The sequence below is a fragment of the Pseudomonas sp. FSO-7 genome, assembly GCF_059579345.1.
In genome coordinates this window covers 4,372,139-4,394,408 of sequence record NZ_CM184193.1, presented here as the reverse complement: position 1 = coordinate 4,394,408, position 22,270 = coordinate 4,372,139, and the positions used below count along the sequence as shown (strand labels likewise).

The 22,270-nt window shown below is 59.8% G+C and carries 20 protein-coding genes; 19 read left to right on the top strand and 1 reads right to left on the bottom strand.

Going from position 1 to position 22,270, the window contains the following annotated elements:
* Positions 1 to 21 precede the first annotated feature (21 nt).
* From AC515T_RS19045 to AC515T_RS19010, 8 genes are all read left to right on the top strand, one after another.
* On the top strand, positions 22 to 1,059 hold the full coding sequence (locus AC515T_RS19045) for an AraC family transcriptional regulator (protein WP_496529602.1): 1,038 nt from the start codon (positions 22 to 24) through the stop codon (positions 1,057 to 1,059).
* Between the two features lie 90 nt (positions 1,060 to 1,149).
* Positions 1,150 to 2,121: a Gfo/Idh/MocA family protein gene (locus tag AC515T_RS19040; RefSeq protein ID WP_496529601.1), complete on the top strand. Its 972-nt coding sequence runs from the start codon at positions 1,150 to 1,152 to the stop codon at positions 2,119 to 2,121.
* A gap of 125 nt (positions 2,122 to 2,246) precedes the next feature.
* Positions 2,247 to 2,864 (top strand): transcriptional repressor LexA, encoded by a 618-nt coding sequence (gene lexA, locus AC515T_RS19035; RefSeq protein ID WP_013692700.1) that lies wholly within the window; start codon positions 2,247 to 2,249, stop codon positions 2,862 to 2,864.
* Positions 2,864 to 3,496 (top strand): translesion DNA synthesis-associated protein ImuA, encoded by a 633-nt coding sequence (gene imuA / locus AC515T_RS19030; RefSeq protein WP_496529600.1) that lies wholly within the window; start codon positions 2,864 to 2,866, stop codon positions 3,494 to 3,496. The genes lexA and imuA overlap by 1 nt, the downstream gene beginning before the upstream one ends.
* 7 nt (positions 3,497 to 3,503) lie before the next feature.
* Positions 3,504 to 4,925: a Y-family DNA polymerase gene (locus AC515T_RS19025; protein ID WP_496529599.1), complete on the top strand. Its 1,422-nt coding sequence runs from the start codon at positions 3,504 to 3,506 to the stop codon at positions 4,923 to 4,925.
* Complete coding sequence (locus AC515T_RS19020) at positions 4,901 to 7,999, top strand: error-prone DNA polymerase (protein WP_496529598.1); 3,099 nt, start codon at positions 4,901 to 4,903, stop codon at positions 7,997 to 7,999. The genes AC515T_RS19025 and AC515T_RS19020 overlap by 25 nt, the downstream gene beginning before the upstream one ends.
* A 229-nt stretch (positions 8,000 to 8,228) precedes the next feature.
* On the top strand, positions 8,229 to 10,340 hold the full coding sequence (locus tag AC515T_RS19015) for a hybrid sensor histidine kinase/response regulator (protein ID WP_496529597.1): 2,112 nt from the start codon (positions 8,229 to 8,231) through the stop codon (positions 10,338 to 10,340).
* 96 nt (positions 10,341 to 10,436) lie between these two features.
* The gene (locus AC515T_RS19010) at positions 10,437 to 10,718 is read left to right on the top strand and encodes a hypothetical protein (RefSeq protein ID WP_496529596.1); all 282 of its coding nucleotides are present in this window, start codon (positions 10,437 to 10,439) and stop codon (positions 10,716 to 10,718) included.
* Positions 10,719 to 10,945: 227 nt separating this feature from the next.
* Here AC515T_RS19010 and AC515T_RS19005 read toward each other — a convergent pair whose 3' ends face one another.
* Complete coding sequence (locus tag AC515T_RS19005) at positions 10,946 to 12,982, bottom strand: oxidoreductase (RefSeq protein WP_496529595.1); 2,037 nt, start codon at positions 12,980 to 12,982, stop codon at positions 10,946 to 10,948.
* A 372-nt stretch (positions 12,983 to 13,354) separates the two neighbouring features.
* On the opposite strand from AC515T_RS19005, the gene AC515T_RS19000 reads away from it, so the two are divergent.
* From AC515T_RS19000 to AC515T_RS18950, 11 genes are all read left to right on the top strand, one after another.
* Positions 13,355 to 14,254 carry a glycine betaine ABC transporter substrate-binding protein gene (locus AC515T_RS19000; RefSeq protein WP_496529594.1) on the top strand — a complete coding sequence of 300 codons (900 nt, stop codon included), beginning with the start codon at positions 13,355 to 13,357 and terminating at the stop codon, positions 14,252 to 14,254.
* Between the two features lie 133 nt (positions 14,255 to 14,387).
* A complete protein-coding gene (locus tag AC515T_RS18995; RefSeq protein ID WP_496529593.1) occupies positions 14,388 to 15,056 on the top strand; it encodes a dimethylsulfonioproprionate lyase family protein in 669 nt (222 codons plus the stop codon).
* On the top strand, positions 15,047 to 15,313 hold the full coding sequence (locus AC515T_RS18990) for a ribbon-helix-helix protein, CopG family (protein ID WP_496529592.1): 267 nt from the start codon (positions 15,047 to 15,049) through the stop codon (positions 15,311 to 15,313). The genes AC515T_RS18995 and AC515T_RS18990 overlap by 10 nt, the downstream gene beginning before the upstream one ends.
* A gap of 8 nt (positions 15,314 to 15,321) precedes the next feature.
* Positions 15,322 to 16,185, top strand: coding sequence for a DMT family transporter (locus AC515T_RS18985; protein ID WP_496529591.1), 864 nt, complete (start codon positions 15,322 to 15,324; stop codon positions 16,183 to 16,185).
* A gap of 477 nt (positions 16,186 to 16,662) precedes the next feature.
* Positions 16,663 to 17,607, top strand: coding sequence for a fatty acid desaturase (locus AC515T_RS18980; RefSeq protein WP_496529590.1), 945 nt, complete (start codon positions 16,663 to 16,665; stop codon positions 17,605 to 17,607).
* A gap of 29 nt (positions 17,608 to 17,636) precedes the next feature.
* Positions 17,637 to 18,170, top strand: a complete 534-nt coding sequence (locus tag AC515T_RS18975; RefSeq protein ID WP_496529589.1) for an ATP-binding cassette domain-containing protein — start codon at positions 17,637 to 17,639, stop codon at positions 18,168 to 18,170.
* Complete coding sequence (locus AC515T_RS18970) at positions 18,160 to 18,615, top strand: hypothetical protein (protein WP_496529588.1); 456 nt, start codon at positions 18,160 to 18,162, stop codon at positions 18,613 to 18,615. The genes AC515T_RS18975 and AC515T_RS18970 overlap by 11 nt, the downstream gene beginning before the upstream one ends.
* Positions 18,612 to 19,241: an ABC transporter permease gene (locus AC515T_RS18965; RefSeq protein WP_496529587.1), complete on the top strand. Its 630-nt coding sequence runs from the start codon at positions 18,612 to 18,614 to the stop codon at positions 19,239 to 19,241. The genes AC515T_RS18970 and AC515T_RS18965 overlap by 4 nt, the downstream gene beginning before the upstream one ends.
* Positions 19,241 to 19,924: an ABC transporter permease gene (locus tag AC515T_RS18960; RefSeq protein ID WP_496529586.1), complete on the top strand. Its 684-nt coding sequence runs from the start codon at positions 19,241 to 19,243 to the stop codon at positions 19,922 to 19,924. Before AC515T_RS18965 ends, AC515T_RS18960 begins: the two co-directional genes overlap by 1 nt.
* A gap of 48 nt (positions 19,925 to 19,972) precedes the next feature.
* A complete protein-coding gene (locus AC515T_RS18955) occupies positions 19,973 to 20,878 on the top strand; it encodes an ABC transporter substrate-binding protein (RefSeq protein ID WP_496529585.1) in 906 nt (301 codons plus the stop codon).
* Between the two features lie 36 nt (positions 20,879 to 20,914).
* Positions 20,915 to 22,243, top strand: coding sequence for an LLM class flavin-dependent oxidoreductase (locus AC515T_RS18950; RefSeq protein ID WP_496529584.1), 1,329 nt, complete (start codon positions 20,915 to 20,917; stop codon positions 22,241 to 22,243).
* Positions 22,244 to 22,270: the final 27 nt, after the last annotated feature.

The following is a 22,270-nucleotide window of genomic DNA, read 5'->3' as shown; positions in this document are numbered from 1 at the left end:
ACGTGCCCCGGAATCCGCCCCATGCAGATGAAAGTCATCGACCCCACTTATGAATTGGCGCTGGTGTCGCCATTCCTGCTGCAAACCCTGGCCGAGGTGGTGGCGGACAAGGGCTTCGATGCCGCCAGCCTGTGTCGCGGCCTGGGGTTCGGCCTCGATGACCTGCAAGATCCTGCCCAGCGCATTTCCTACCGTCAGGCTGTGATCATGATTCAACGGGCACTCAAGCTATTGCCCGACCAAGGCCTGGGGTTGTGGGTGGGTGACCGCAACGTGCTCGGCACCCTCGGCCTGCTGGGCCACGTCTTGTCGTTGTGCGAAACCCTGCGCGATGCCTTCGCCCTGGGGGTTCGTTACCAGCACACCACCGGCGGCATCGCCGTGACCCGGGTCGAAGAAGCCACTGACCGGATCATGGTCGAGGCCACTTGCCGCCTGCCTTTCGCCGAGATCCAGGTGTTTGCGGTGGAAGAGTTCTTCGCCAGCCTGATGGTCTACGGCCGGGCGCTGGCGGGCCCCGATTTCAAGCCCCTGGCCGTGGAGTTCATGCACGCCGCGCCGTCCTATGCCCAGGAATACCAGCGGATATTGGGACCTGAAGTGCGCTTCGGTTGCCGGCACAATCGCATGCTGATCGATGTGCGCTGGCTGGATAGGCGCCTGCCCAATCACCACCCGCTGGCCCTGCGCCAGGCATTGACCTTGCTGGAGCAGGAGGCCACCGAGGTTCACCAGAAGATCGACCTGATCCAGACCGTGGAGCGGGCGATTGCCCGGGACCTGACCCGGGGCAGCCACATCGAGAAAATCGCCAGCGACCTCAACATGAGCAGCCGCACCCTGCGTCGGCGCCTGACCGAACACAGCCTGACCTTCGAGACCTTGCTCGAACAAGTGCGCCGCGGTCGCACCCTGAACCTGCTGGCCAACCCCGAACTGTCCATCGAGCGCATCACCGAAGAAGTCGGCTACAGCGATGTGCGCAGTTTCCGTCGGGCGTTCCGGCGCTGGACCGGCATGAGCCCGAGCGCGTTTCGCAACGAGGGGCAAGCGTTGTAGCCACGACATTCAGGCTGGGTCTGATTAAACTCCTGCCTTTTTTAGGGGCTTCCTTGCGGAGCCGGTGGCCTTGATTCCATGAGTCAAACGATGAAAACGGTACGTTGGGGCATGATCGGGTGTGGCAGCGTGACGGAACGCAAGAGTGGGCCGGCCTTCTACAAGGCGCCCGGCTCAGCGCTGGTAGCGGTGATGGGGCGACGTGTGGAGGCCGTGTCCGATTATGCTGAACGCCACGGCATCGCCAGGTTCTACACCGACGCGCAGGCACTGATCGATGATCCCGAAGTCGATGCGGTTTACATTGCGACGCCGCCCGACAGTCATTTCAGCTATAGCCTGCTGGTGGCCGCCGCAGGCAAACATTGCTGCGTTGAGAAACCCATGTCCCTCAATGTCGCGCAGAGCCGGGAAATGCAGCGCGTATTCAACGCCGCCGGGGTGCATCTGTTTGTGTCGTATTACCGGCGCTCACTGCCGCGTTTTCGCAAAGTGCGGCAATGGATCGAGCAAGGATGCATCGGTGACATCCGGCATTTGACCTGGACGCTGACCAAGCCCGCGTCATCGGCGGATATCAACGGCGCGACCAATTGGCGTACCGATCCGGCGATTGCAGGCGGAGGTTATTTCACGGACCTGGCCTGCCATGGCCTTGACCTGTTCCAGTTCTTGTTGGGGGACATTGTCGAGGTGGCCGGCTTCGCCGCTCGCCAGAACGGCTTGTATCAGGCAGAAGATGCGGTCGTGGCCAATTGGCGTTTTGCCTGCGGAGCCACAGGCATGGGCTGTTGGAACTTCGTCGCTGACCGACGTGAGGACCGTGTGGAAGTGATCGGCAGTCAAGGGCGGATCAGCTTCTCGGTGTTCGATGAGGCGCCACTGCAACTGTGTACGGACACCTCCGTCAGCCTCGACATCCCTCATCATCCTGAGCATATCCAGTGGCATCATGTACTCGGCATGAATGCCCATATCCGTGGTGAGTCGCAGCATCCGGCCGTGGCCGAAGAGGCCTTGAAGACCGATTGGGTGATGGACCGCATTCTCCAGCGCGGCTGACGTGAGCCTCGCGATGACGTCAGTGCATTCAGTCTATTGTGAGCAATCTCTGGCCACGATGACGTGTGCAGGCGAGCGGTGAACTGACTGGCGGCGCTTGTCAGAAAAATCCCGGAAGAGTACAAATGTACTCCATGACGACTCTCACGCCCCGCCGCACCGCCATCCTGACTTTTATCCGCGAACGCATCGCCGATCAGGGTCAGCCTCCCAGCCTCGCTGAAATCAGCGAGGCGTTCGGTTTTGCTTCCCGTAGCGTGGCGCGCAAGCATGTGCTGGCGTTGACCGAGGCCGGTTTTATCGAAGTCAATCCGCACCAGGCCCGGGGTATCCGGCTGCTGAACCAGCCGCCACGGCCTGAACTGCTGGACGTGCCGGTGCTGGGGCGAGTGGCGGCTGGCCTGCCGATTGGCGCCGACGCCGAGGTCCACAGCCGCTTGATGCTGGACCCGGCGATTTTCACCAAGGCGCCGGACTACCTGCTGCGGGTCCAGGGCGATTCGATGATCGAGGACGGCATTCTCGACGGTGACCTGGTGGGCGTGCAGCGCACACCCCAGGCTGCCAACGGCCAGATCGTCGTGGCGCGCCTGGACGGTGAAGTCACCATCAAGCGCTTCGAGCGCATCGGCGAGCGGGTGCGTTTGCTGCCGCGTAACCCGGCCTATCAGCCGATCATCGTCGAGGCTGACCAGGACCTGGCGATAGAAGGGGTGTTCTGTGGCTTGGTGAGGCAAGGTTGATGGGCGCTGTCGTTGCGCTGGACACGCTGTTCAACGGCGGCCAGGTCTGGAAGGGCCGGCCTGCGCCGCCGGCCGCCAGTCCGCAACCCACCGGCCATGAAGCATTGGACGCGGCATTGCCCAGTGGTGGCTGGCCGGAAGCGGCATTGACGGAACTGCTCATCGCCGCGCCGGGCGTGGGTGAGTTGCAATTGGTGTGGCCAACCTTGGCGCGGCTGTCGGCGGCGGGGGAGCGGATCGTGCTGGTGGCGCCGCCGTTCGTGCCTTATCCCCAGGCCTGGCAGAACGCTGGCATCGACCTGCGCCAGCTATCGGTGATCCGCGCCGATGAACGCGATGCCCTGTGGGCCACCGAACAATGCCTGCGTTCGGGCAGTTGTGGTGCGGTGCTGAGTTGGCCCCGCCAGGCGGACGACCGGGCCTTGCGGCGCTTGCAAGTGGCGGCGGAAACCGGCCAGACCCTGGCCTTCGCCTGGCGCCCGATCCAGGAGGCCATCAACCCGTCGCCGGCGGCCTTGCGCATCGCCATCGATACCCGGCCTGCACAATTGCGCGTGCTCAAGTGCCGGGGCGGGCTGGCCCGTTCGGCGCCGATTGCCTTTGCCACGCTCGCCCCACAAACCGGGCATTGAGGTTGCGATGCGCTGGGTCTGCATTCTCTTCCCGCAATTGGCGCTGGACGCCGCGCTGCGTCAGCGCCCCGATCCCGACCAGCCCCTGGCCTTGCTGACCGGCCCGGCCCAGCGTCGGGTGCTGCAGGCGGTGAACGCGCCGGCCCGGGCCCTGGGCTTGCGTCCCGGCCAGACCATGACCGCCGCCCAGGCCTTGAGCAAAGGCTTTGCCACCGCCGAATACGACGCGGCGCAGATAGAACACTGGCAACAGTTCCTGGCAGCCTGGGCCTACCGCTTCAGCTCCCAGGTCAGTGTGCATTACCCACGTACGCTACTGTTCGAGATTGAGTCGAGCCTGGGCCTGTTCGGACCCTGGCCGGTGTTCGAGGCGCGCTTGCGGGCCGAGTTGACCGAACTGGGCTTTCGTCATCGCATCGTCGCCGCTCCCAACCCGGTGGCGGCGCGGGTATTGGCCAATGCCTATGACGCCCTGGTGGTGCCCGATGCCGAGACCTTGCAACAGTACCTGGGACACATGCCCGTGGAGCGAATCGGCCTGGAGGCCGACGTCGCCACGGCGCTGTCGCGCATGGGCCTGCGCCGCCTGAGCCAGGTCCAGGCCTTGCCCCGGCAGACCCTGGCACGGCGCTTCGAGGCCCAGGTGCTCAAGCACCTCGACGCGTTGACGGGCAGTCGCACCCTGGCGCTGTCGTTCTACCTGCCACCGGACCGTTTCGATGTGCGCATCGAACTCAACTATGACGTGCAATCCCATCAGGCGCTGTTGTTCCCGTTGCGCCGCTTGACCGGTGACTTGGCGGCCTTCCTGTGCGGTCGCGACAGCGGCGTGCAGCGCTTCGACCTGCACCTGGAGCACGCCGGGTTGCCGGATACCATGATCAAGGTCGGTCTGCTCAGCGCCGAGCGGGACCCGGCGATGCTCTTCGAACTGGCCCGTGGTCGATTGGAACAGGTGCAGGTCGAGGCTCCGGTGCGGGGCTTTCGCTTGTGTGCCGAAGACCTGCCGAGTTTCGTGCCCCAGCGCCTGGAGCTGTTCGATGAACGCCCGCAACAGTCATTGCCCTGGGAGCAATTGCGCGAACGCCTGCGGGCCCGGCTGGGGGATGACGCCGTGCAGGGCCTGGGGTTTCGCGACGACCATCGGCCTGAGTGTGCCTGGCAGATGACGTCCCAACCCCGATCCCAGACGTGTCCGGTGCGCGACGGCGTGCGGCGTCCCGGTTGGTTGCTGGGTGAGCCCCAGGCATTGGCGCAAGGCCAGGCACAGATCCTCATGGGCCCCGAGCGCATCGAGACCGGTTGGTGGGACGGCGCGGATGTGCGCCGCGACTATTACCTGATCGAAACCCGCAGCGGGCAACGGGGCTGGGCCTATCGACCGGTGGGCGAGGGCGGGCCGTTGTGGCTGCAGGGTTGGTTCGCATGAGCGTTGAGTATGCCGAGCTGCATTGCCTGTCGAACTTCAGTTTCCAGCGCGGCGCCTCCAGTGCCCTGGAGTTGTGCCGTCGCGCCAAGCAGCAGGGCTATCAGGCCCTGGCGATCACCGACGAATGCACCCTGGCCGGGATCGTCCGGGCCTGGCAGGCGGCCAGGGAGCTGGCGCTGCAACTGATCGTCGGCAGCGAAATCCAGGTCGAGAACGGTCCGAAACTGGTGTTGCTGGTGGAGAACCTGGACGGTTATCAAACCTTGTGCCGGTTGATCACCCGCGCCCGGCGTCGCAGCGAGAAGGGCCACTACCGCATCGTGCGAGAGGATTTCGACCAGCCCTTGCCGGGGCTGCTGGCGTTGTGGATAGCCGAGGGCAAGGACGCCGAGGCCCATGGGCGTTGGCTCCAGCCGATCTTTGCCGGACGCCTGTGGCTGACGGTCCAGTTGCATTGCGGGCAGGACGACCGCCGCCAGTTGGCGGACTGCCTGGCGCTGGCCGAGCGCTTGGGCCTTCCGGCCGTGGCCAGCGGCGATGTGCACATGCACGTGCGTGGCCGGCGCGCCTTGCAGGACACCATGACCGCCATCCGCCACCACGTCACGGTGGCCGAGGCCGGCCAGCGTTTGCACCCCAACGGCGAGCGCCACTTGCGCAGTCGCAAGGACCTGGCCGAGCTCTACCCGCGGGCCTTGCTCGATGAAACTCTGGACATCGCCCGACGCTGCACCTTCGACCTCGGCCAACTGCGCTACCAATACCCCCGCGAACTGGTGCCCGAGGGGCATGATCCGGCGTCCTGGCTGCGGGAACTGACCGAGCGTGGCATGCGCGGGCGCTGGGACAAAGGTGTGCCGGACAAGGTGCGGGTGCAGATCGACAAGGAGCTGAGCCTGATCGCCGAGTTGGGCTATGACAGCTACTTCCTCACCGTGCAGGACATCGTCAGCTTTGCCCGTGGCCGTAATATTCTTTGCCAGGGGCGCGGTTCGGCGGCCAACTCGGCGGTGTGCTACGCCTTGGGCATCACCGAAATCGACCCCAGCCTCACCAGCCTGTTGTTCGAACGCTTTCTGTCCCGGGAGCGCAACGAGCCGCCGGACATCGATGTCGATTTTGAACATGACCGTCGGGAGGAAGTGCTGCAGTATGTGTTCCAGCGCTACGGTCGTCATCGTGCGGCTTTGACGGCAGTGGTCAGCAGCTACCACGGCGCCGGGGCGGTGCGCGATGTGGCCAAGGCCCTGGGCCTGCCACCGGATCAGGTCAACGCCCTGGCCGATTGCTGTGGCCGCTGGAGCGACGAGGCGCCGCCGGTGGAGCGCTTGCGTGAAGGCGGCTTCGACCCGGACAGCCCGGTGTTGCGCCGAGTATTGAGCCTGACCCAGCAGTTGATCGGTTTTCCCCGCCACCTGTCCCAACACCCTGGCGGCTTCGTGATTTCCGAACAGCCCCTGGACACCCTGGTGCCGGTGGAAAACGCCGCCATGGCCGAGCGCACCATCATCCAGTGGGACAAGGACGACCTGGATGCGGTGGGCTTGCTCAAGGTGGACATTCTGGCGTTGGGCATGCTCAGTGCGATTCGCCGGTGTTTCGACTTGATCGAGCAGTACCGGGGGCAGCGCTATGCCCTGGCGTCGTTGCCCCAGGACGATCGGGCGACCTACGAAATGATCAGCCGCGCCGACACCATCGGCGTCTTCCAGATCGAGTCCCGGGCGCAGATGTCGATGTTGCCTCGCCTGAGACCCCAGACGTTCTACGACCTGGTCATCGAAGTGGCGATCGTGCGGCCTGGGCCGATCCAGGGTGGAATGGTGCACCCGTACCTGCGGCGCAGAAACAATGAAGAGGCGGTGACTTATCCCTCTGAAGCATTGAAGGAGGTGCTCAACCGCACCCTGGGTGTTCCCTTGTTCCAGGAACAGGTCATGCAGATCGCCATCGTCGCGGCCGACTACACCCCGGGTGAAGCCGACCAATTGCGGCGCTCCATGGCCGCCTGGAAACGTCACGGCGGGTTGGAGCCCCATCGGGAGCGCCTGGCGCAGGGGATGGAGAACAACGGCTACACCGCTGAATTCGCCGCGCAAATCTTCGAACAGATCAAAGGCTTCGGCAATTACGGTTTTCCCGAATCCCACGCTGCCAGTTTCGCCTTGCTGACCTACGCCAGCAGTTGGCTCAAATGCCACGAACCGGCGGCGTTCGCCTGTGCCTTGATCAACAGTTGGCCCATGGGGTTCTACAGCCCGGACCAGATCCTCCAGGATGCCCGCCGGCATCAACTGTCGATCCACCCGGTGGACGTGCGTGCCAGCGATTGGGATTGCAGCCTCGAGCCCATGGAAGGCCGGCAACCGGCGATCCGCCTGGGGTTGCGCCTGGTCAAGGGCTTTCGCGAAGAGGATGCCCGCCGTATCGAAGCGGCGCGCCGGCATCGGCCCTTCAGCGACGTGGCCGACCTGGGCGAACGCGCGCAACTCGATGCCCGGGCCCAGGCGCAACTGGCCGACGCGGGGGCCTTGCAGGGCCTGGCGGGGGATCGCCATCGGGCCCGCTGGGAAGTGGCCGGGGTGCAGAAGCAATTGGGCTTGTTCGCCGGTTTGCCCAGCCAGGAAGAACCGCCCGTAGCCCTGCCCGAACCCACGCTGGGAGAAAACCTGTTTGCCGATTACGCCACGCTGGGTACGACACTGGGGCCTCATCCGCTGGCCCTGCTGCGTCTCGAACTGCGCGCCCGGCGCTGCCGCAGCTCCCGGGAATTGCAGGACGTGGAGCATGGCCGCAACGTCAGCGTCGCCGGGCTGGTCACCGGCCGCCAACGCCCAGGCACGGCCAGCGGCGTGACCTTCGTCACCCTGGAAGATGAATTCGGCAATCTCAACGTGGTGGTCTGGCGCGACCTGGCCGAGCGCCAGCGCAAGACCCTGGTGGGCTCGCAACTGCTCAAGGTCGACGGGCGCTGGGAAAGCGTCGGCGAGGTCCGCCACTTGATCGCCGGGCGCTTGAGCGACCTGACTGAATTGCTGGCGGGTATCCAGGTGCAGAGCCGCGATTTCCGCTGAATCCGCAAACCCTGTCGGGATTTTGGACATGGTTAACACCTGTGGCGAGGGGATAAATCCCCTCGCCACAGGTCATTCCTTTTGCCACAGAAAGCATGTCCCCAGTCCAGACAGGTCGTCGTCATGAACTCACCATGAAACCAAACGCCAACCCGGCGCTCGAAGCTCTGATCGCAAGGGATTTGTGTCTGTCGATTCCCTGCAGGCATTTTGAGGTTCAGAGTCGACCATGGAGTTTCTATCCCAGAATCACGGCTGCCCTGGCTGGGGCGGTGAGATGGCCGGGCGTATCCGGGCGTTCGATTGGAGTCGCACCGAGTTGGGCGCCATTGAGCACTGGTCCGCCAGCTTGCGTAGCGCTGTCCAATTATTGCTGGCTTCGCCCCTGCCGATGGTGATGTTGTGGGGCCGCCAGGGCTTCATGATTTACAACGATGCCTATGCCGAGTTCGCTGGCGGTCGCCATCCCTACCTGCTGGGGTGCGCGGTGGAGTTGGGCTGGCCGGAGGTCGCCGAATTCAATCGCCATGTCCTGGACGTCTGCCTGGCCGGCGGCACCTTGTCCTACCGCAGCAAAGAGCTGGTCCTGCTGCGCGATGGCAAGCCTGAAGACGTGTGGATGGACCTCTACTACAGCCCGGTGCCCGATGATGACCAGTCCCCGGCGGGTGTGCTGGCGATTGTGGTGGAAACCACCGAGCACGTATTGACCGAGCGCGCCCGGCAAGAGGCCGAACGCAGTTACCGCGCGGTCAATGAGCGCATTCAACTGGCGCTCTCGGCCGGACCCTTGCTGGGGTCGTTCGTCTGGGACATCCAGACCGATACGCTGTCGGGCGATGAGCGTTTCGCCCGTACCTTCAACTACCCGCCCGACTGTTCGCTGGACGCACTGCCGATCGAGATTGCCCGTCAGGGCATCCACCCGGACGACCTTGAAGAGGTCAACCAGCGGGTCGAACTGACCGTGCGCACAGGCACGCCTTACAGCGCCGAGTATCGGGTTCGCCGCCTGGGCGGTGACTACCGGTGGGTGCTGGCCAGCGGTCGATGCGAGTTCGATGGGATGGGCAAGCCGCTGCGGTTTCCGGGGGTGCTGATTGATATCAACGAGCGCAAGACGGCTGAAGCTTCGCTGCTCAAATTCACTCGCGACCTGGAACAACGGGTCGCCAACGAGGTGCAGGCGCGGTTGGCAGCGGAAGAGCAGTTGCGTCAGTCGCAGAAGCTCGAGGCCATTGGCGGCCTCACCGGTGGCGTGGCCCATGACTTCAACAATTTGCTGCAGGTGATCGCCGGCAACCTGCACTTGCTGGCCCGCCACGAGCGGGACAACGCCAATGTGCAACGGCGGGTCAGTGCCTCCATCGAGGCTGTGGAGCGGGGGGCCAAGTTGTCATCGCAGTTGCTGGCTTTTGCCCGGCGCCAGCCATTGTCACCGGCGGTCTACAACCCTCGGCGCATCTACGAGGGCATGGGTGAACTGCTGCAACGGGCCTTGGGCGAAACCATGCTGATTGAAGTGAGCCTGCCCCAGGAGCCTTGGCGCATCCACGTCGATCGCAATCAGCTGGAAAATGCCCTGTTGAACCTGGCGATCAATGCGCGCGATGCCGTGGGGGGCGAGGGCATCATCCATCTGATTGGCGAGAACATCGCGCTCGATGAAGCGTTCTGCGCCGGCAAGGGGATCGTGGCCGGCGATTATGTCCGGCTGTCGGTGATCGATCGCGGTGCCGGCATGCCGCCCGATGTCCTGCAGCAGGTGTTCGAACCGTTTTTCACCACCAAGACCGATGGCCAGGGCACCGGGCTTGGATTGAGCATGGTGTTCGGGTTCGTCAAGCAGAGTGGCGGCCATATCGAGATCTCCAGTGACCTGGGCCAAGGCACGCGGGTGCGGATGTATTTCCCTCGAAGCCTTGCGCCCGAAGCGGGAGACACCGAGCAACACGACGCGCTTCAGTCCGGCCGGCAAGAGACGATTTTGGTGGTGGAGGACAACGACGAGGTGCGCAGCGCGTCGGTGGAACTGCTGGAACAGTCCGGCTATCGGACTCTCACCGCCGCCAACGGCGATGAGGCGATGAAGCTGCTGCTGGAGGGCACCCCGGTCGACCTGATCTTCACCGACGTGGTCATGCCTGGCCTGATCAAGAGTTCCGACCTGGCCGCCTGGGCCAAGGTGCAGAGCCCGCCGGTCCCCGTGTTGTTCACCTCGGGCCACACCCGGGACATCATCTCCCGCAACCATCAATTGAGCCCCGACACCCATTTGTTGAGCAAACCCTACGGCCCGGACGCACTCGCCCGGATGGTGAGGAGTGTGTTGGGCGGTTGATCGCGGTGTCTTAAACAAATGGAACCGAAGCCGTTGCGGCACCTTCGAATGTTCACGACCGGTCATCCATCCGGCCCTGCCATGAACGAGGTGCCCATGAACGACGATCCCGCAAACACTCAGCAACAAGGCCAGGCACAGACGCCATCCCCGCGTAACGATCCGGCCATCGACCCCCAGGTCCCGGGCAAGCCGTCGAGCGCCGAACCGGTCAGTCCCGCCGGAGCGGACCAGGCTGACAGCGCCGCCACTGAGGTCGATCAGAAGCAGCACCACCAGGACAATGACAACACCTTCAGCCCCGGCTTCAAGCCTGACCCGGACCGGCCGAAATCCGGTGAAGACACGGATGCTGATATCGATACCGATGGGGGCTAGCCTGTTTGCCAAAGCGGTGGGGTAGCTTGAATCAATGTTGATTGTGCCGCCATCGCGAGCAAGCTCGCTCCCACAATGGTCCTGCGCTGAATGCAAAGCTCATGAACTTCCAAGATCCCTGTGGGAGCAAGCTCCCTCGCCACAGGGGTTTTACCGAATTCCTCAAGTGAGCAGCATCACCTGTTAAGTGGAAAGTGGCCCTGACCCTAAGGATCAGGGGCATGCCTTCAGATGTCCTTGACCAGTCGCAGCGCATCGTAGATGGCCGCGTGGGTATTACGCGCCGACACCGCGTCGCCGATCCGGAACAACTGGAAACGGCCCTCCGGGTTGGTCACGATATTCTGGGTTTTCCCGGCGATCAGGTTGTGCTGCTCCACCGCGCCGTTGTTGCTCGAATGCGGGCGCAGCTCGAAGTACAGATCGTCCAGGGGCAGGGTGCCGTGGTTGACCACCACCTGATCGACCACGCGCTGCTTGTGCACCTGACCGTAGTCGCTGCCGAAGTTGGCCACCAATTGACCGTCGCGCTTCTCTACGGAATCGACCCGATAGGTGACCGTGAAGGTGACGTTCAGGTCTTGCAGGCTGCGCATGTACGGCACCAGGTTCATCGCCATCACCTCCGGCGCAAACGACCGGTCCGGCGTGACGATCTCCAGTTTCGCACCGCTGTTGGCGATGAACTCGGCCGCTTGTAGCGCCGCGTGGTCGCCCGCGTCGTCGAAGATCAGCACGTTCTGGCCGGGCTTGACGTCGCCGGAAATGATGTCCCAGGTCGACACCACCAGTTCATTGCCGTGCTTGAGCACCTCGGTATGTGGCAAGCCGCCCGTGGCGACGATCACCACGTCCGGCGCCTCGGCCATCACGGTCTCGGCTTCGGCCCAGGTGTTGAACTGGAACTTCACCCCCAGCCGTTCGCATTGCGCCATGCGCCAATCGATGATGCTGATCATCTCGCGCCGCCGTTCGCTCTGCGCAGTCAAGCGGATTTGTCCACCGGGCTGATCCGCCACTTCGAATACCGTGACGTCGTGGCCACGTTCGCCGGCCACCCGCGCCGCTTCCAGGCCCGCCGGGCCGGTGCCGATCACCACCACTTTGCGCTTGACCGACGCCTTGGGGATTTCGTGGGGCATGGTGGTTTCGCGGCCGGTGGCGGCGTTGTGGATGCAATACGCGGCGCCGCCCTGGTAGATACGGTCCAGGCAATAGTTGGCGCCGACGCAGGGGCGGATCTCTTCTTCACGCTTCTCGATGATCTTGCGCACGATGTGCGGGTCGGTCATGTGCGCCCGGGTCATGCCGATCATGTCCACCTTGCCCGAGGCGATGGCGTGCCGCGCCGTGGCGACGTCCGGGATCTTGGCCGCATGGAACGTCGGGAAGCCGGTGGCCGAGCGGATCTCGCCGGCAAAATCCAGGTGCGGCGAGTTGCGCATGCCCTGGATCGGAATCACGTCGGTGAGGCCTGCATCGGTATCGATGTGCCCGCGCACGACGTTGAGGAAGTCCACCAGCCCACTGTCCTTGAGCAGGTGGGAGATCTGGAGGCCGTCGCTGGCACCGAAACCGCCGGGCAGGTCTTCATCGCCGGTGTAGCGCACCCCGAGCAGGAAGTCTTCGCCACAACGCTGGCGGATGCCGCGTAACACATCAAAAGTGAAGCGCATCCGGTTTTCCAGCGAACCACCGTAGGGCCCGTCGAGCTCGTTGGTCAGTGGCGACCAGAACTGATCCATGAGGTGCCCGTAGGCCTGCAGTTCCAAGCCATCGAGACCGGCGGCCTTCATGCGTTCGGCGGCGTCCACGTAATCCTTGATGATCCGGTCGATGTCCCAGTCTTCCAGCTTCTTCGGGAAGGCCCGGTGGGACGCTTCACGGCGATGAGAGGGCGATACGACCGGCAGCCAGTCGGCCTTGTCCCAGCGCGTGCGCCGCCCCAGGTGGGTCAGTTGGATCATCACCGCCGTGCCGTGTTCGTGGCACTCGTCGGTCAGGTCCTTCATCCATTTGACCACTTCGTCCTTGTACGCCAGCACGTTGTTGAACACCGGCGGGCTGTCCCGGGAAACGGCGGCGGAACCCGCCGTCATGGTCAGCGCCACACCGGCTTTCGCCCGTTCAACGTGATAAGCCCGGTACAGATCCTTCGGCATGCCGTCGACGGGATACGCGGGCTCATGGGAGGTGGTCATGATCCGGTTCTTGAGGGTCAGGTGTTTGATCTTATAGGGCTGCAGAAGAGGATCGCTGGACATGGTGTTGCGCTCCGGAAACAGAACATCAGGCTTGGTTTTGACATAACGGTAGGTCTAATGTTCATGTGTGTCAACGATTGGGACACAGGTGTACATTTTTCTTGCGTGGTGGAAAAACCAGGATTAACATCCAGCCGAAACAGGGGTGATCGGTTCGTGCGGTCGGTCATCCAAGGCATCGATCCATGGACACATAGCGCTTCGCCAAAACGGCGGAGGAGGGCCGGCCGACCTGAATAAATCGCATGACTAAAAGCTGTCCATGCCTCACATAAAAACCCTTGAGAGCACGATGTGTTTTGCTTTTACGAGGGACGTTAATTCTTCTGCTGCCCTGCCAATAACTATTAATACAGTACGCGGAGATGCACCATGATGACGTTATCCAGTAAAGCTTTTATCGGCTGGCTTGCAGGTTTGGCGATGGCCGCCGGTAGCCTGATAGCCCAGGCCGAGGAACCCCCGCCTATCCGTATTGGATGGGTGAATTGGTCGGATACGGAAATCGCTGTAAAGCTGGCAGACACGGCACTGCGCGATCACCTGAAGCAACCTGTAAAACTGGTGCTCGCCGATATCGGCATTCAGTTCCAGGCCCTGGCCAACGGCAATATCGACCTGATCCCGATGGTCTGGTTGCCGAGCACTCACAAGTCGTTCTATGACAAATACAAAGACAAACTCGAAGACCTCGGTGTGCTGTATGAGGGCCGGATTGGCATGGCGGTGCCCACGTCTATCCCAATCAGCGAGATTGCCAGCGTCGAAGATCTTAATAAGCCAGAAGTGCGGGAGAAACTCGGCGGCAAGATCCTGACTTCGGAGGTGGGTAACGGCCAATACAAACTCACGGAGAAGGCCATCAAGGAATATAAACTCGATGGTTACAAGATGGTCGCTTCTTCAGAGTCTGGAATGCTGAGCGAGTTGGATCGCAACCTCAAGCGTGACAAATGGTCGTTGATCAACGCCTGGAGCCCACACTGGATGTTTGCCAAGTGGCCATTGCGTTACCTGGATGATCCGAAGCAGATTTTCGGCGGCGCCGAGCAAATTCACGCGGTTGCCCGCAAAGGCTTCAGCGCCGAACATCCCGACGTCGCCCGGTTCTTCGCCAACTTCAAGATTCCTAAAGCCGACCTTGAGACATTGATGGCCACCGCCCGCGACAGCTCGGCAGACAAGGTCGTTGCAGAGTACTACGCTGCCAACAAGCCTCGTTTCGAGGCGATGTTCGGCAGCCAGACCGCTTCCGCGACACCGTCCCAGTAATCCAACAGCTGTGTTGCTGTCCGGTGCCCTTGGCCAGGCGTCAAGGGTTCCGGCTGTATCGATGGGCGTAAAGCATTACCCTCAAACGACGGCCCAGGTTTGGGCTGCCTAAGCTAATGCAGTCCGGCTCAGGATGGATTCGAAACCGATGATAAACAGTACCGAGCACTTATCGTTGAGACAGGATGTGATTGCCAGCGGGCAGTCACTTCAGCGTTCACTTCATGCGGTTCTGTTGAGTCGGGTTCGCAGTGGCGCGCCGGATTCGATACAGGGGCATGCGAGTGTCCTGGATACTGCCCAGTGGACTTTGAAACAAACTTTGGAAGCGCCACGTGCGTTACCAGATTCCCTGTGCCCCAGTTTGTCCCTGGCACTCAATGCGGTCCCTAGAACTCACCAGCATCTGGTGTCGATACTGGATGCATTAAGCGCGCTCTTGCCCCATCTCACCTGGGTAAACCGCCAAGCCAGCGCTGGCCAGGACAGCGCTTTCGTGGAGCGGCATCGTCACGGGATGGTCGCAGGTCCCGGAGGGCTATTTGAATGTTCCACCTTGACCTTGGGATTGGCGCTCATGATGCCCGAGACCTGCTACCCCTATCACCAACACCCGCCTGCCGAGTTCTATCTCGTTCTGTCGCCGGGGGAATGGTACCGGGAGGATGTGGGGTGGTGGAGCCCCGGGGCAGGGGGTGTCGTTTTCAACCCGCCGTCCTGTGTCCATGCAATGAAGTCGATGGATGTTCCACTTCTGGCGTTATGGGGCTTGATTCATTCAGAGGCAGCGCTATGTCGGTAACAACACTGGGGATTAAATTGGATGAGGAAACGCGCGCCAGGCTGAAATCGGCGGCGGCAAAGTTGGATCGCACCTCGCACTGGTTCATGAAAAAGGCGATTTTGAATTTCATTGAAAAAGTAGAAGCAGGGGCCGGTGTTGAAGTGCTTGTGGCGGTCGAGGCGCTGGAAAGAGATGCTGTGCGCCATAGCATTGCACGACGGCGCAAAGATAACGGCCGGTTTAAAGATTACAACCCCGATGTCGGCCAAGGGTAATGCGCACTGTGCGTGATCAGAATGTCCCGCGGCCTGAACTAGGTATCGTCTTGTGTCTTCTTTCCATGCTGCTCTTTGCAAGCCAGGACGGAATCACCAAGGTGCTGGTCAAGGATCTTCCGGTCGCACAGCTGGTCATGCTGCGCTATTGGGTATTCCTTGCATTTGCTATCGGTTATAGCCTTTACCGCGGACACCTGTGGCTGGCCTGTCGAAGCCACCACCCTTTTCTCCAGATCGTCCGTGCGCTGATCGGAGTAGGTGAAAGCGCCTTGTTTGGATTGGGGCTGCGTTACCTGGGGATGGCTGAAATGCACGCCCTGTATGCAGTGTTTCCGCTGATGACTCTGGCGTTGGCTGGGGCATTCCTGGGTGAATACGTTGGGGTTCGTCGATGGATTGCCGCCGCCATAGGGTTCATGGGCACGGCGGTGATCCTTCGACCAGGCACCGGTGTTTTCGAGCTTGCCGCTCTGATCCCTCTGGTGTCGGCCCTGGGGTTCGCTGTCTTCAGCGTATTGACACGTCGGATCAGCCAAGCCGATTCGTTCGCCACCAACATGCTTTACATGGGATTCTTCGGCGCGATGGCCATCACGTTATCAGGCCTGCCAGGATGGGTTTCCCCGAGCCCGAGGCAATGGATCTTGATCGGGGTACTTTCAACCCTGGGCATGGTGGCCCAGCTTCTACTGCTTCAGGCGCTCAGATACGCCACAGCGGCCACGCTCCAGCCGTTCAACTACACGCTTCTGGTGTTTGCCACGTTGATCGGCCTGTTCGTGTTTGGCGAGCTTCCTGACACATGGACCGTCGTGGGGGCCTGCATGGTGATTGCCGGTGGCCTGTATGCGATCAAGGCGAAAGGGTAGGGATCCTGTTCGATATTATTCGATTGAGGAATAAGCATAATAGAATATATTCCTTGATCGAATTAGTTGGCATGCTAAGTTGACGCTACCGGACCGCCGGATATGTTCAATCCTATTCTTATGGTACGACTATGTCCGGCGCCCGAATCTTCCAAATCAGTCTTGAGGCTTTGTCGTATGACGGGGCCCATGCAGTGATTTCTTACTCCGGCAATATCCGCCTTAGTCCTCGTGCCTCCAATGCCGTTCCATTCGTGACCGGCAAACCTCTCCCGTGTCAGGCCAACAGTGAAGCCTGCAGTGCAATCAGCGAAGGTTTGGCGTTTCTCCTCTACGCCATGTGAATCACCGCTGTTGGGCACTTCATACCGTTAGTCCAACCAGCCCTCTTCAGGTAATACCCGATTCCAGGGGTTGCAACTTGAAGCGTGAGCGATTGGACGCTGTTCAGAGCAATATCTATCGCGATTTACAACAATGCCAAACTATTTGGATGAAGCTCATCGAGCTGAAATCGTTAAGCTGAGCACGACATTAACCAATCAAACGCAATGGCCAACCTGGCTTTTGTTGGTCGGCTTCTATCTGGCCTGGGCTTTTGTTGTTTTTTATGGGGAGGCACTGGGTGAAGTGTTCACCATTGCCTTGCTGGTTCCACTGGTCGTGCTCTGGATGTCGATTCAGCATGAGCTTATTCACGGTCACCCAACCCGTTGGCCTGTCATAAATAAAGCCCTGGGGTTCCTGCCGTTTGCCGTGTGGTATCCCTACGACATCTATCGGGACACGCACTTGGCACATCACAACGACGAGGTGCTGACTGTGCCTGGTCAAGATCCAGAAAGTCGTTATGTCACACGTGCCTTTTGGCTGCAGTCACCTGGTTATATGAGAGTGTTGCTATGGGTAAATAAGACCTTGGGCGGGCGCTTGATCATCGGCGCTCCGTTGGCAGTTATTTCACTTGTCGGCGCCGAGATAAAGGGCCTGTTTCATACGGGGCGAAGCCATTGGCGGATGTGGGCCGCTCACCTGTTAAGTGTCGCTGTGTTGCTGGGGTTGGTTGAGCAATACAGCGCGATCAGTGCGATCCAGTACATCTTCTTTGTTTCGCTTCCAGCGTTATCCATTGCAATGATCAGGTCGTTTTACGAGCATCGGCCCTCAGCGCTTCCCGAACACCGCACGGTGATCAATGAATCGTCAGGGCCTTTGAGTTGGCTCTTTCTGAACCTCAACCTTCACTTGGTTCATCACGATCTTCCCGGTCTGCCCTGGTTTTACTTGCCCCAGGTGTATAGGGCCAGGCGGGAGCAATGGATTGCTCGAAACAATGGCTATGTCATTCATGGCTACTTCCAGTTATTGCATAGGCATCTGCTCAATCCAGTGGATTGTCCGCGCCATCCTGCCGAGCAATAAAAAATGAAAGCTAATCTGGGCGTCGGAAAATGATACGTTTTGAAGCCATCAAGAAAACTCATAAAGGCAGCCCGCGAATGGCCGTGAGCGATTTGACGCTTCATGTCCGGGAGGGTGAGATCTGCGTATTTGTCGGGCCAAGCGGTTGCGGCAAAACCACCATTTTGCGAATGATCAATAGGCTGGATACCCAGGACAGTGGCCGCATCTGTGTAAATGGGGTCGCGACCGATGAGCTTGACGTCGTTACGTTACGCCGTGGCATTGGTTTCATGATGCAGAGTTCTGCCTTATTTCCTCATCAAACCGTTGCAGAAAATATCGGCGCTGTACCGCGGCTCTTGGGCTGGGGCAAGCCTGAAATCCGCCAGCGCGTGAGCGAGCTCATTTCCCTGGTCGGACTTCAGCCGGAATTTCTCGATCGATACCCCAACCAGTTATCGGGCGGGCAGCAAAGCCGTGTCGCGCTGGCGCGGGCGCTGGCCTCCGACCCGCCCGTTGTCTTGATGGATGAGCCCTTTGCCGCGCTGGATCCAGTGATACGCGAGCGATTTGCAGGATGAGCTGGTGGGGCTCCAGCGGCGTTTGCACAAGACCATCATTCTGGTCACGCATGACATGGAGGAGGCGATCAAGGTCGGCGACCGGATTGCGATATTTGAGGGGGAAGGGAGGCTTGTTCAGTTCGACACTCCTCACAATATCCTGGCCCATCCTGCTAGCGAATTCGTGAAGGGGTTTATTGGGAAAGACCCTTTATTGAAAAGACTGACGCTGATGAAAGTCGCCGATCTTCCGGCGGAAATGGACAGTGAATCAACGGTACCCGCTCCAGAACTGGCAACCGTTACGATAAATGACTCATTGCATCACGCATTGGTGAAAATCCTCAGTGCCCCAAACGGAGTTGTAGTGCGGGTGGATGAGGCGGGAGGTTACGAAGGTCGCATCTCGATTGAGTCTCTTTATAACGCCTTGAGCGGATCCCGACCTGGAAGCCTGCAATGATGGATGGGGCGTGGATTGTCGATAATTGGCAAGCGATTGTTCAGTTGTTATTGGATCACATTCAGTTGGTCACACTGGGCCTTTGTATAGGCACGCTGGTGGCGGGCGCCATGGTGCTCTTGACACTGTGGAAGCCTGTCTTGGCTCGGCCCATGATTTATGTCAGCGGGATATTGTTCACCCTTCCTTCCCTGGCACTGTTTATTTTGATAATGCCTTTTACCGGTTTGTCCAAGGCCACATCGGTTATTGGGCTGAGTCTGTATTCCTTGCTGATTATTTTACAGAACACCTTGGCGGGGCTTGCCAGTAATCCCCCGGACGTCCTGGAGGAAGCCCGTGCGCTGGGGTATACGCGCATGCAGAGATTCCTGGGTGTTGAACTTCCACTGGCGCTACCTTCGTTATTGGCTGGGCTGCGAACGACATCAGTTACTTTGGTCGGGTTGGTGACTGTTACTGCGTTAATTGGTCAAGGTGGGCTGGGGCAGTTGTTCATTACCGGGTTGGCTCAAAGTTTCACTACGCCTGTGGTGGTCAGCTTGGTTCTGACGGTGGGGTTGGCGCTGTGTTTTGATTTTCTGTTTTATTCAATCAATCAATGGTTGGTCCCTTGGGTGCGCTAATGAACATGATCGCAGGTGTCTACCGTTGGTTTTCTCTTCCTGAAAATTGGTTGGGTGAAAACGGGATACTGACTCGGCTGGCAGAGCATATCTATTATGTGTCTTTAAGCATTGCTATTGCTTGTGCGATAGCGCTGCCGCTCGGCGTACTCATGGCCAACTACCGCAAAGGTGCAAACCTGGCGATAGGGGTGTTCAATCTTGGCCGCGCATTGCCTTCTCTCGGCATTGTGATACTGGCAATCATGGTGATTGGCTATGAAACCAGCACGGTCATTATCGCGTTGGTTGTCATGAGCATACCGCCGATATTAACCAACACCTATGTCGGCATCGATCAGGTGGATTCGTCGTTGAAAAGTGCGGCCACATCCATGGGGATGCGTAGAGGGCAGACATTTATTCAGCTTGAGCTGCCTTTGGCCTTTCCGCTGATTTTTTCGGGTTTCAGATCGGCTTTGGTGCAACTTATTGCAACGGCAACTATCGCCGCCTACGCGGGATTCGGTGGGCTGGGCAGATTTCTCATCGACGGACTGGGTCGCAACGATACACCGCAAATTATTGGCGGTGCATTGGTGGTGTCGGCACTTGCGATTGTCAGCGAGTGGGTATGTTCAATGATTGAAACCTTCATGGTTCGAAAGTGGCGAGCAGGCGATGTTGAGCTGAACGTGACGTGATCAGGGGTATTTGAAAGTGCGTATTAATTCTGCAGAGGTGCAAACCAAATGAAAAATAAACAACGTTTCAAGGCTCGGTCAACGCACTCGGTTTCACTGTTGCTGGGATTAGGTCTGCTGGTGGGGAGCACGTTTGCCAGTGCTCAATCCATCACCATAGGAGGCGCCAATTTTTCCGAGCAGACCATTCTCGCAAACATTTATGCGTCAGCCCTGAAAAATGAAGGGATTGAGGTCAAGACCCGGTTAAATCTGGGGAATCGCCAGATCATCGCCAAGGCCTTGGAAAATGGGGATGTCGACGTTGTACCCGAATACATAGGATCACTGCTGAGCTTTTATGACGACAAGACCGCCCTGACCAGCCAAAAGGAGATCGTCAGCGCCTTGCAACAGAAGTTACCAGCGGACCTGCAGTTGCTTGAGCCTTCCGCCGCGGGCTCTATTACCGCTTGGGCCGTCACTAAAAAAACCGCGGAAAAGTACAACTTGCACACCTTGTCCGACCTGGCGCCTGTCTCAGCTGATTTGACGTTGGGTGGGCCACCGGAAGTCGTCACTTCTGCATTGGGCCTGCCTGGGTTGAAGGCGGTCTACGGCATCAATTTCAAGAGCGTCAAATCCCTGGACATGGGCGGGCCCTTGTCACGGCTGGCGTTGAATTCAGGCGCTATCGACGTCGCCACGGTCGTCTCCACGCAAGGCATCCTGGCGAAAGAACCTTGGGTTGTGCTCGAGGACGACAAGCATCAACAACCCCTGCAAAACATCACGCCACTGGGACGCAAGGCGTTGCTCACCCCGGAAGTCACCAAGGTGCTCAACGAAGTTTCCGCAAAACTGACCGATGACGACCTCAAGCAGCTCAATCGTCTTGTTGATATCGATCACAAGGATCCAGCAAAAGTCGCGGCGCAATGGGTCGCCGAAAATACCGTCAAGACGACCCACTGAAAATGAATGCGATGTCGGTAAGGTCGCGGAGGCGTCATGTCCAATAAAAGTATGATTTTGAATTTGTTCTTTTTTAACCCCCAAGGGGACCATCGTTTTTCCTGGCGCCACCGGCTGTCGCCGACCGGGGAAATACTGACGTTGGGTTACTACGTAAAACTGGTGCAGGCGGCCGAGGCGGCGAAGTTTGACGCAGTTTTTGTCGCCGATCACGTGGCGGTCTGGGATTCCGTGGCCAGCGGGTTGAGGCACTATGCCAATGCCCGGCTTGAACCCATTACGCTCTTGTCCGCACTGGCTGCAGTGACCGAACACATCGGGCTGATGGGCACCGCTTCAACGTCCTATAACGAACCCTTCAACCTCTCGCGGTATTTTGCATCGCTGGACTACCTCAGCGCAGGGCGAGCCAGCTGGAATATCGTGACTTCCTGGCTGGAAGAGGAGGCTTCGAATTTCGGATTGTCAGGCGTGACGAAACACGGCGATCGTTATCTGCGGGCCGATGAGTTCATTCGTGTCGTCAAACAGCTTTGGGATTCCTGGGAGGACGGCGCGCTTGAGTTTGACAAGGGCACCGGCGATTTTGCCGATCCATCGAAAATTCACCCGATCAATCACAAAGGGGCACATTTCAGCGTGCGTGGCCCGCTTAATGTGCCGCGTCCACCTCAAGGGCATCCCGTTCTTGCCCAGGCGGGGTCTTCCGAAGCGGGCAGGAACCTGGCCGCGGCCCACGCGGACGTGCATTTCTGTTTCATCAATACGGTCGAAGAAGGACTGGCGTATAGGGCCGATTTGAATCGCCGACTCGAGTTGAAGGGCAGGCATTCCAGTGATCTGAAAATCATTACCGGTGTGCTTCCGGTGGTTCTAAAGGATGAGACTGAGGAGGAGCGACGTCAGCAACTGGAGGACAGCCTCATTATCGATGCCGTGGCGATTGATCTGGTCTCCAGCTACACCCGTCTCGACTTGACAGGGCTATCGCCGGACGGCCCATTGCCAGCGTTGCCGGATGAGTCTGAATTTGATGGCATTCGAACTGAGCTGGCCCTGCTCAAGAAGTACGATCCTTCCTTGTCTATCCGCGAAATAGGGCGCCGGTTGGTCAAGAGTTCCAGTACCTGGCTACTGATCGGAACGGCGGAGCATATAGCCGATAGGCTTTCAGCGTTATACGAGTCGAACGCTGTCGATGGCTACAACCTCATGTTTCCGTTCTTGCCGACCGACTTCGAAACATTCACGGGTGGCGTGGTGCCTTTGCTGCAAGCCAAAGGGGTTTTCCGCAAGGAATATGAACCCGGGACGCTCAGGGATCGCTTGGGCTTGAAAAAGCCGGCTAACAGCTTCCTGCTGTGATCAGCGCCAAGCCTCAATAACAGTCCT

Excerpts from the sequence above, each read along its gene's own strand:
- AC515T_RS18980 (WP_496529590.1), top strand. The coding sequence starts at position 16,663 with ATGCCAAACTATTTGGATGAAGCTCATCGAGCTGAAATCGTTAAGCTG.
- lexA (WP_013692700.1), top strand. The coding sequence starts at position 2,247 with ATGTACTCCATGACGACTCTCACGCCCCGCCGCACCGCCATCCTGACT.
- AC515T_RS19000 (WP_496529594.1), top strand. The coding sequence starts at position 13,355 with ATGATGACGTTATCCAGTAAAGCTTTTATCGGCTGGCTTGCAGGTTTG.
- AC515T_RS18955 (WP_496529585.1), top strand. The coding sequence starts at position 19,973 with ATGAAAAATAAACAACGTTTCAAGGCTCGGTCAACGCACTCGGTTTCA.
- AC515T_RS19025 (WP_496529599.1), top strand. The coding sequence starts at position 3,504 with ATGCGCTGGGTCTGCATTCTCTTCCCGCAATTGGCGCTGGACGCCGCG.
- AC515T_RS19015 (WP_496529597.1), top strand. The coding sequence starts at position 8,229 with ATGGAGTTTCTATCCCAGAATCACGGCTGCCCTGGCTGGGGCGGTGAG.
- AC515T_RS19005 (WP_496529595.1), bottom strand. The coding sequence starts at position 12,982 with ATGTCCAGCGATCCTCTTCTGCAGCCCTATAAGATCAAACACCTGACC.
- AC515T_RS19045 (WP_496529602.1), top strand. The coding sequence starts at position 22 with ATGCAGATGAAAGTCATCGACCCCACTTATGAATTGGCGCTGGTGTCG.
- AC515T_RS19040 (WP_496529601.1), top strand. The coding sequence starts at position 1,150 with ATGAAAACGGTACGTTGGGGCATGATCGGGTGTGGCAGCGTGACGGAA.
- AC515T_RS18960 (WP_496529586.1), top strand. The coding sequence starts at position 19,241 with ATGAACATGATCGCAGGTGTCTACCGTTGGTTTTCTCTTCCTGAAAAT.
- AC515T_RS18995 (WP_496529593.1), top strand. The coding sequence starts at position 14,388 with ATGGATTCGAAACCGATGATAAACAGTACCGAGCACTTATCGTTGAGA.
- AC515T_RS18965 (WP_496529587.1), top strand. The coding sequence starts at position 18,612 with ATGATGGATGGGGCGTGGATTGTCGATAATTGGCAAGCGATTGTTCAG.
- AC515T_RS18990 (WP_496529592.1), top strand. The coding sequence starts at position 15,047 with ATGTCGGTAACAACACTGGGGATTAAATTGGATGAGGAAACGCGCGCC.
- AC515T_RS19010 (WP_496529596.1), top strand. The coding sequence starts at position 10,437 with ATGAACGACGATCCCGCAAACACTCAGCAACAAGGCCAGGCACAGACG.
- AC515T_RS18950 (WP_496529584.1), top strand. The coding sequence starts at position 20,915 with ATGTCCAATAAAAGTATGATTTTGAATTTGTTCTTTTTTAACCCCCAA.
- AC515T_RS18975 (WP_496529589.1), top strand. The coding sequence starts at position 17,637 with ATGATACGTTTTGAAGCCATCAAGAAAACTCATAAAGGCAGCCCGCGA.
- imuA (WP_496529600.1), top strand. The coding sequence starts at position 2,864 with ATGGGCGCTGTCGTTGCGCTGGACACGCTGTTCAACGGCGGCCAGGTC.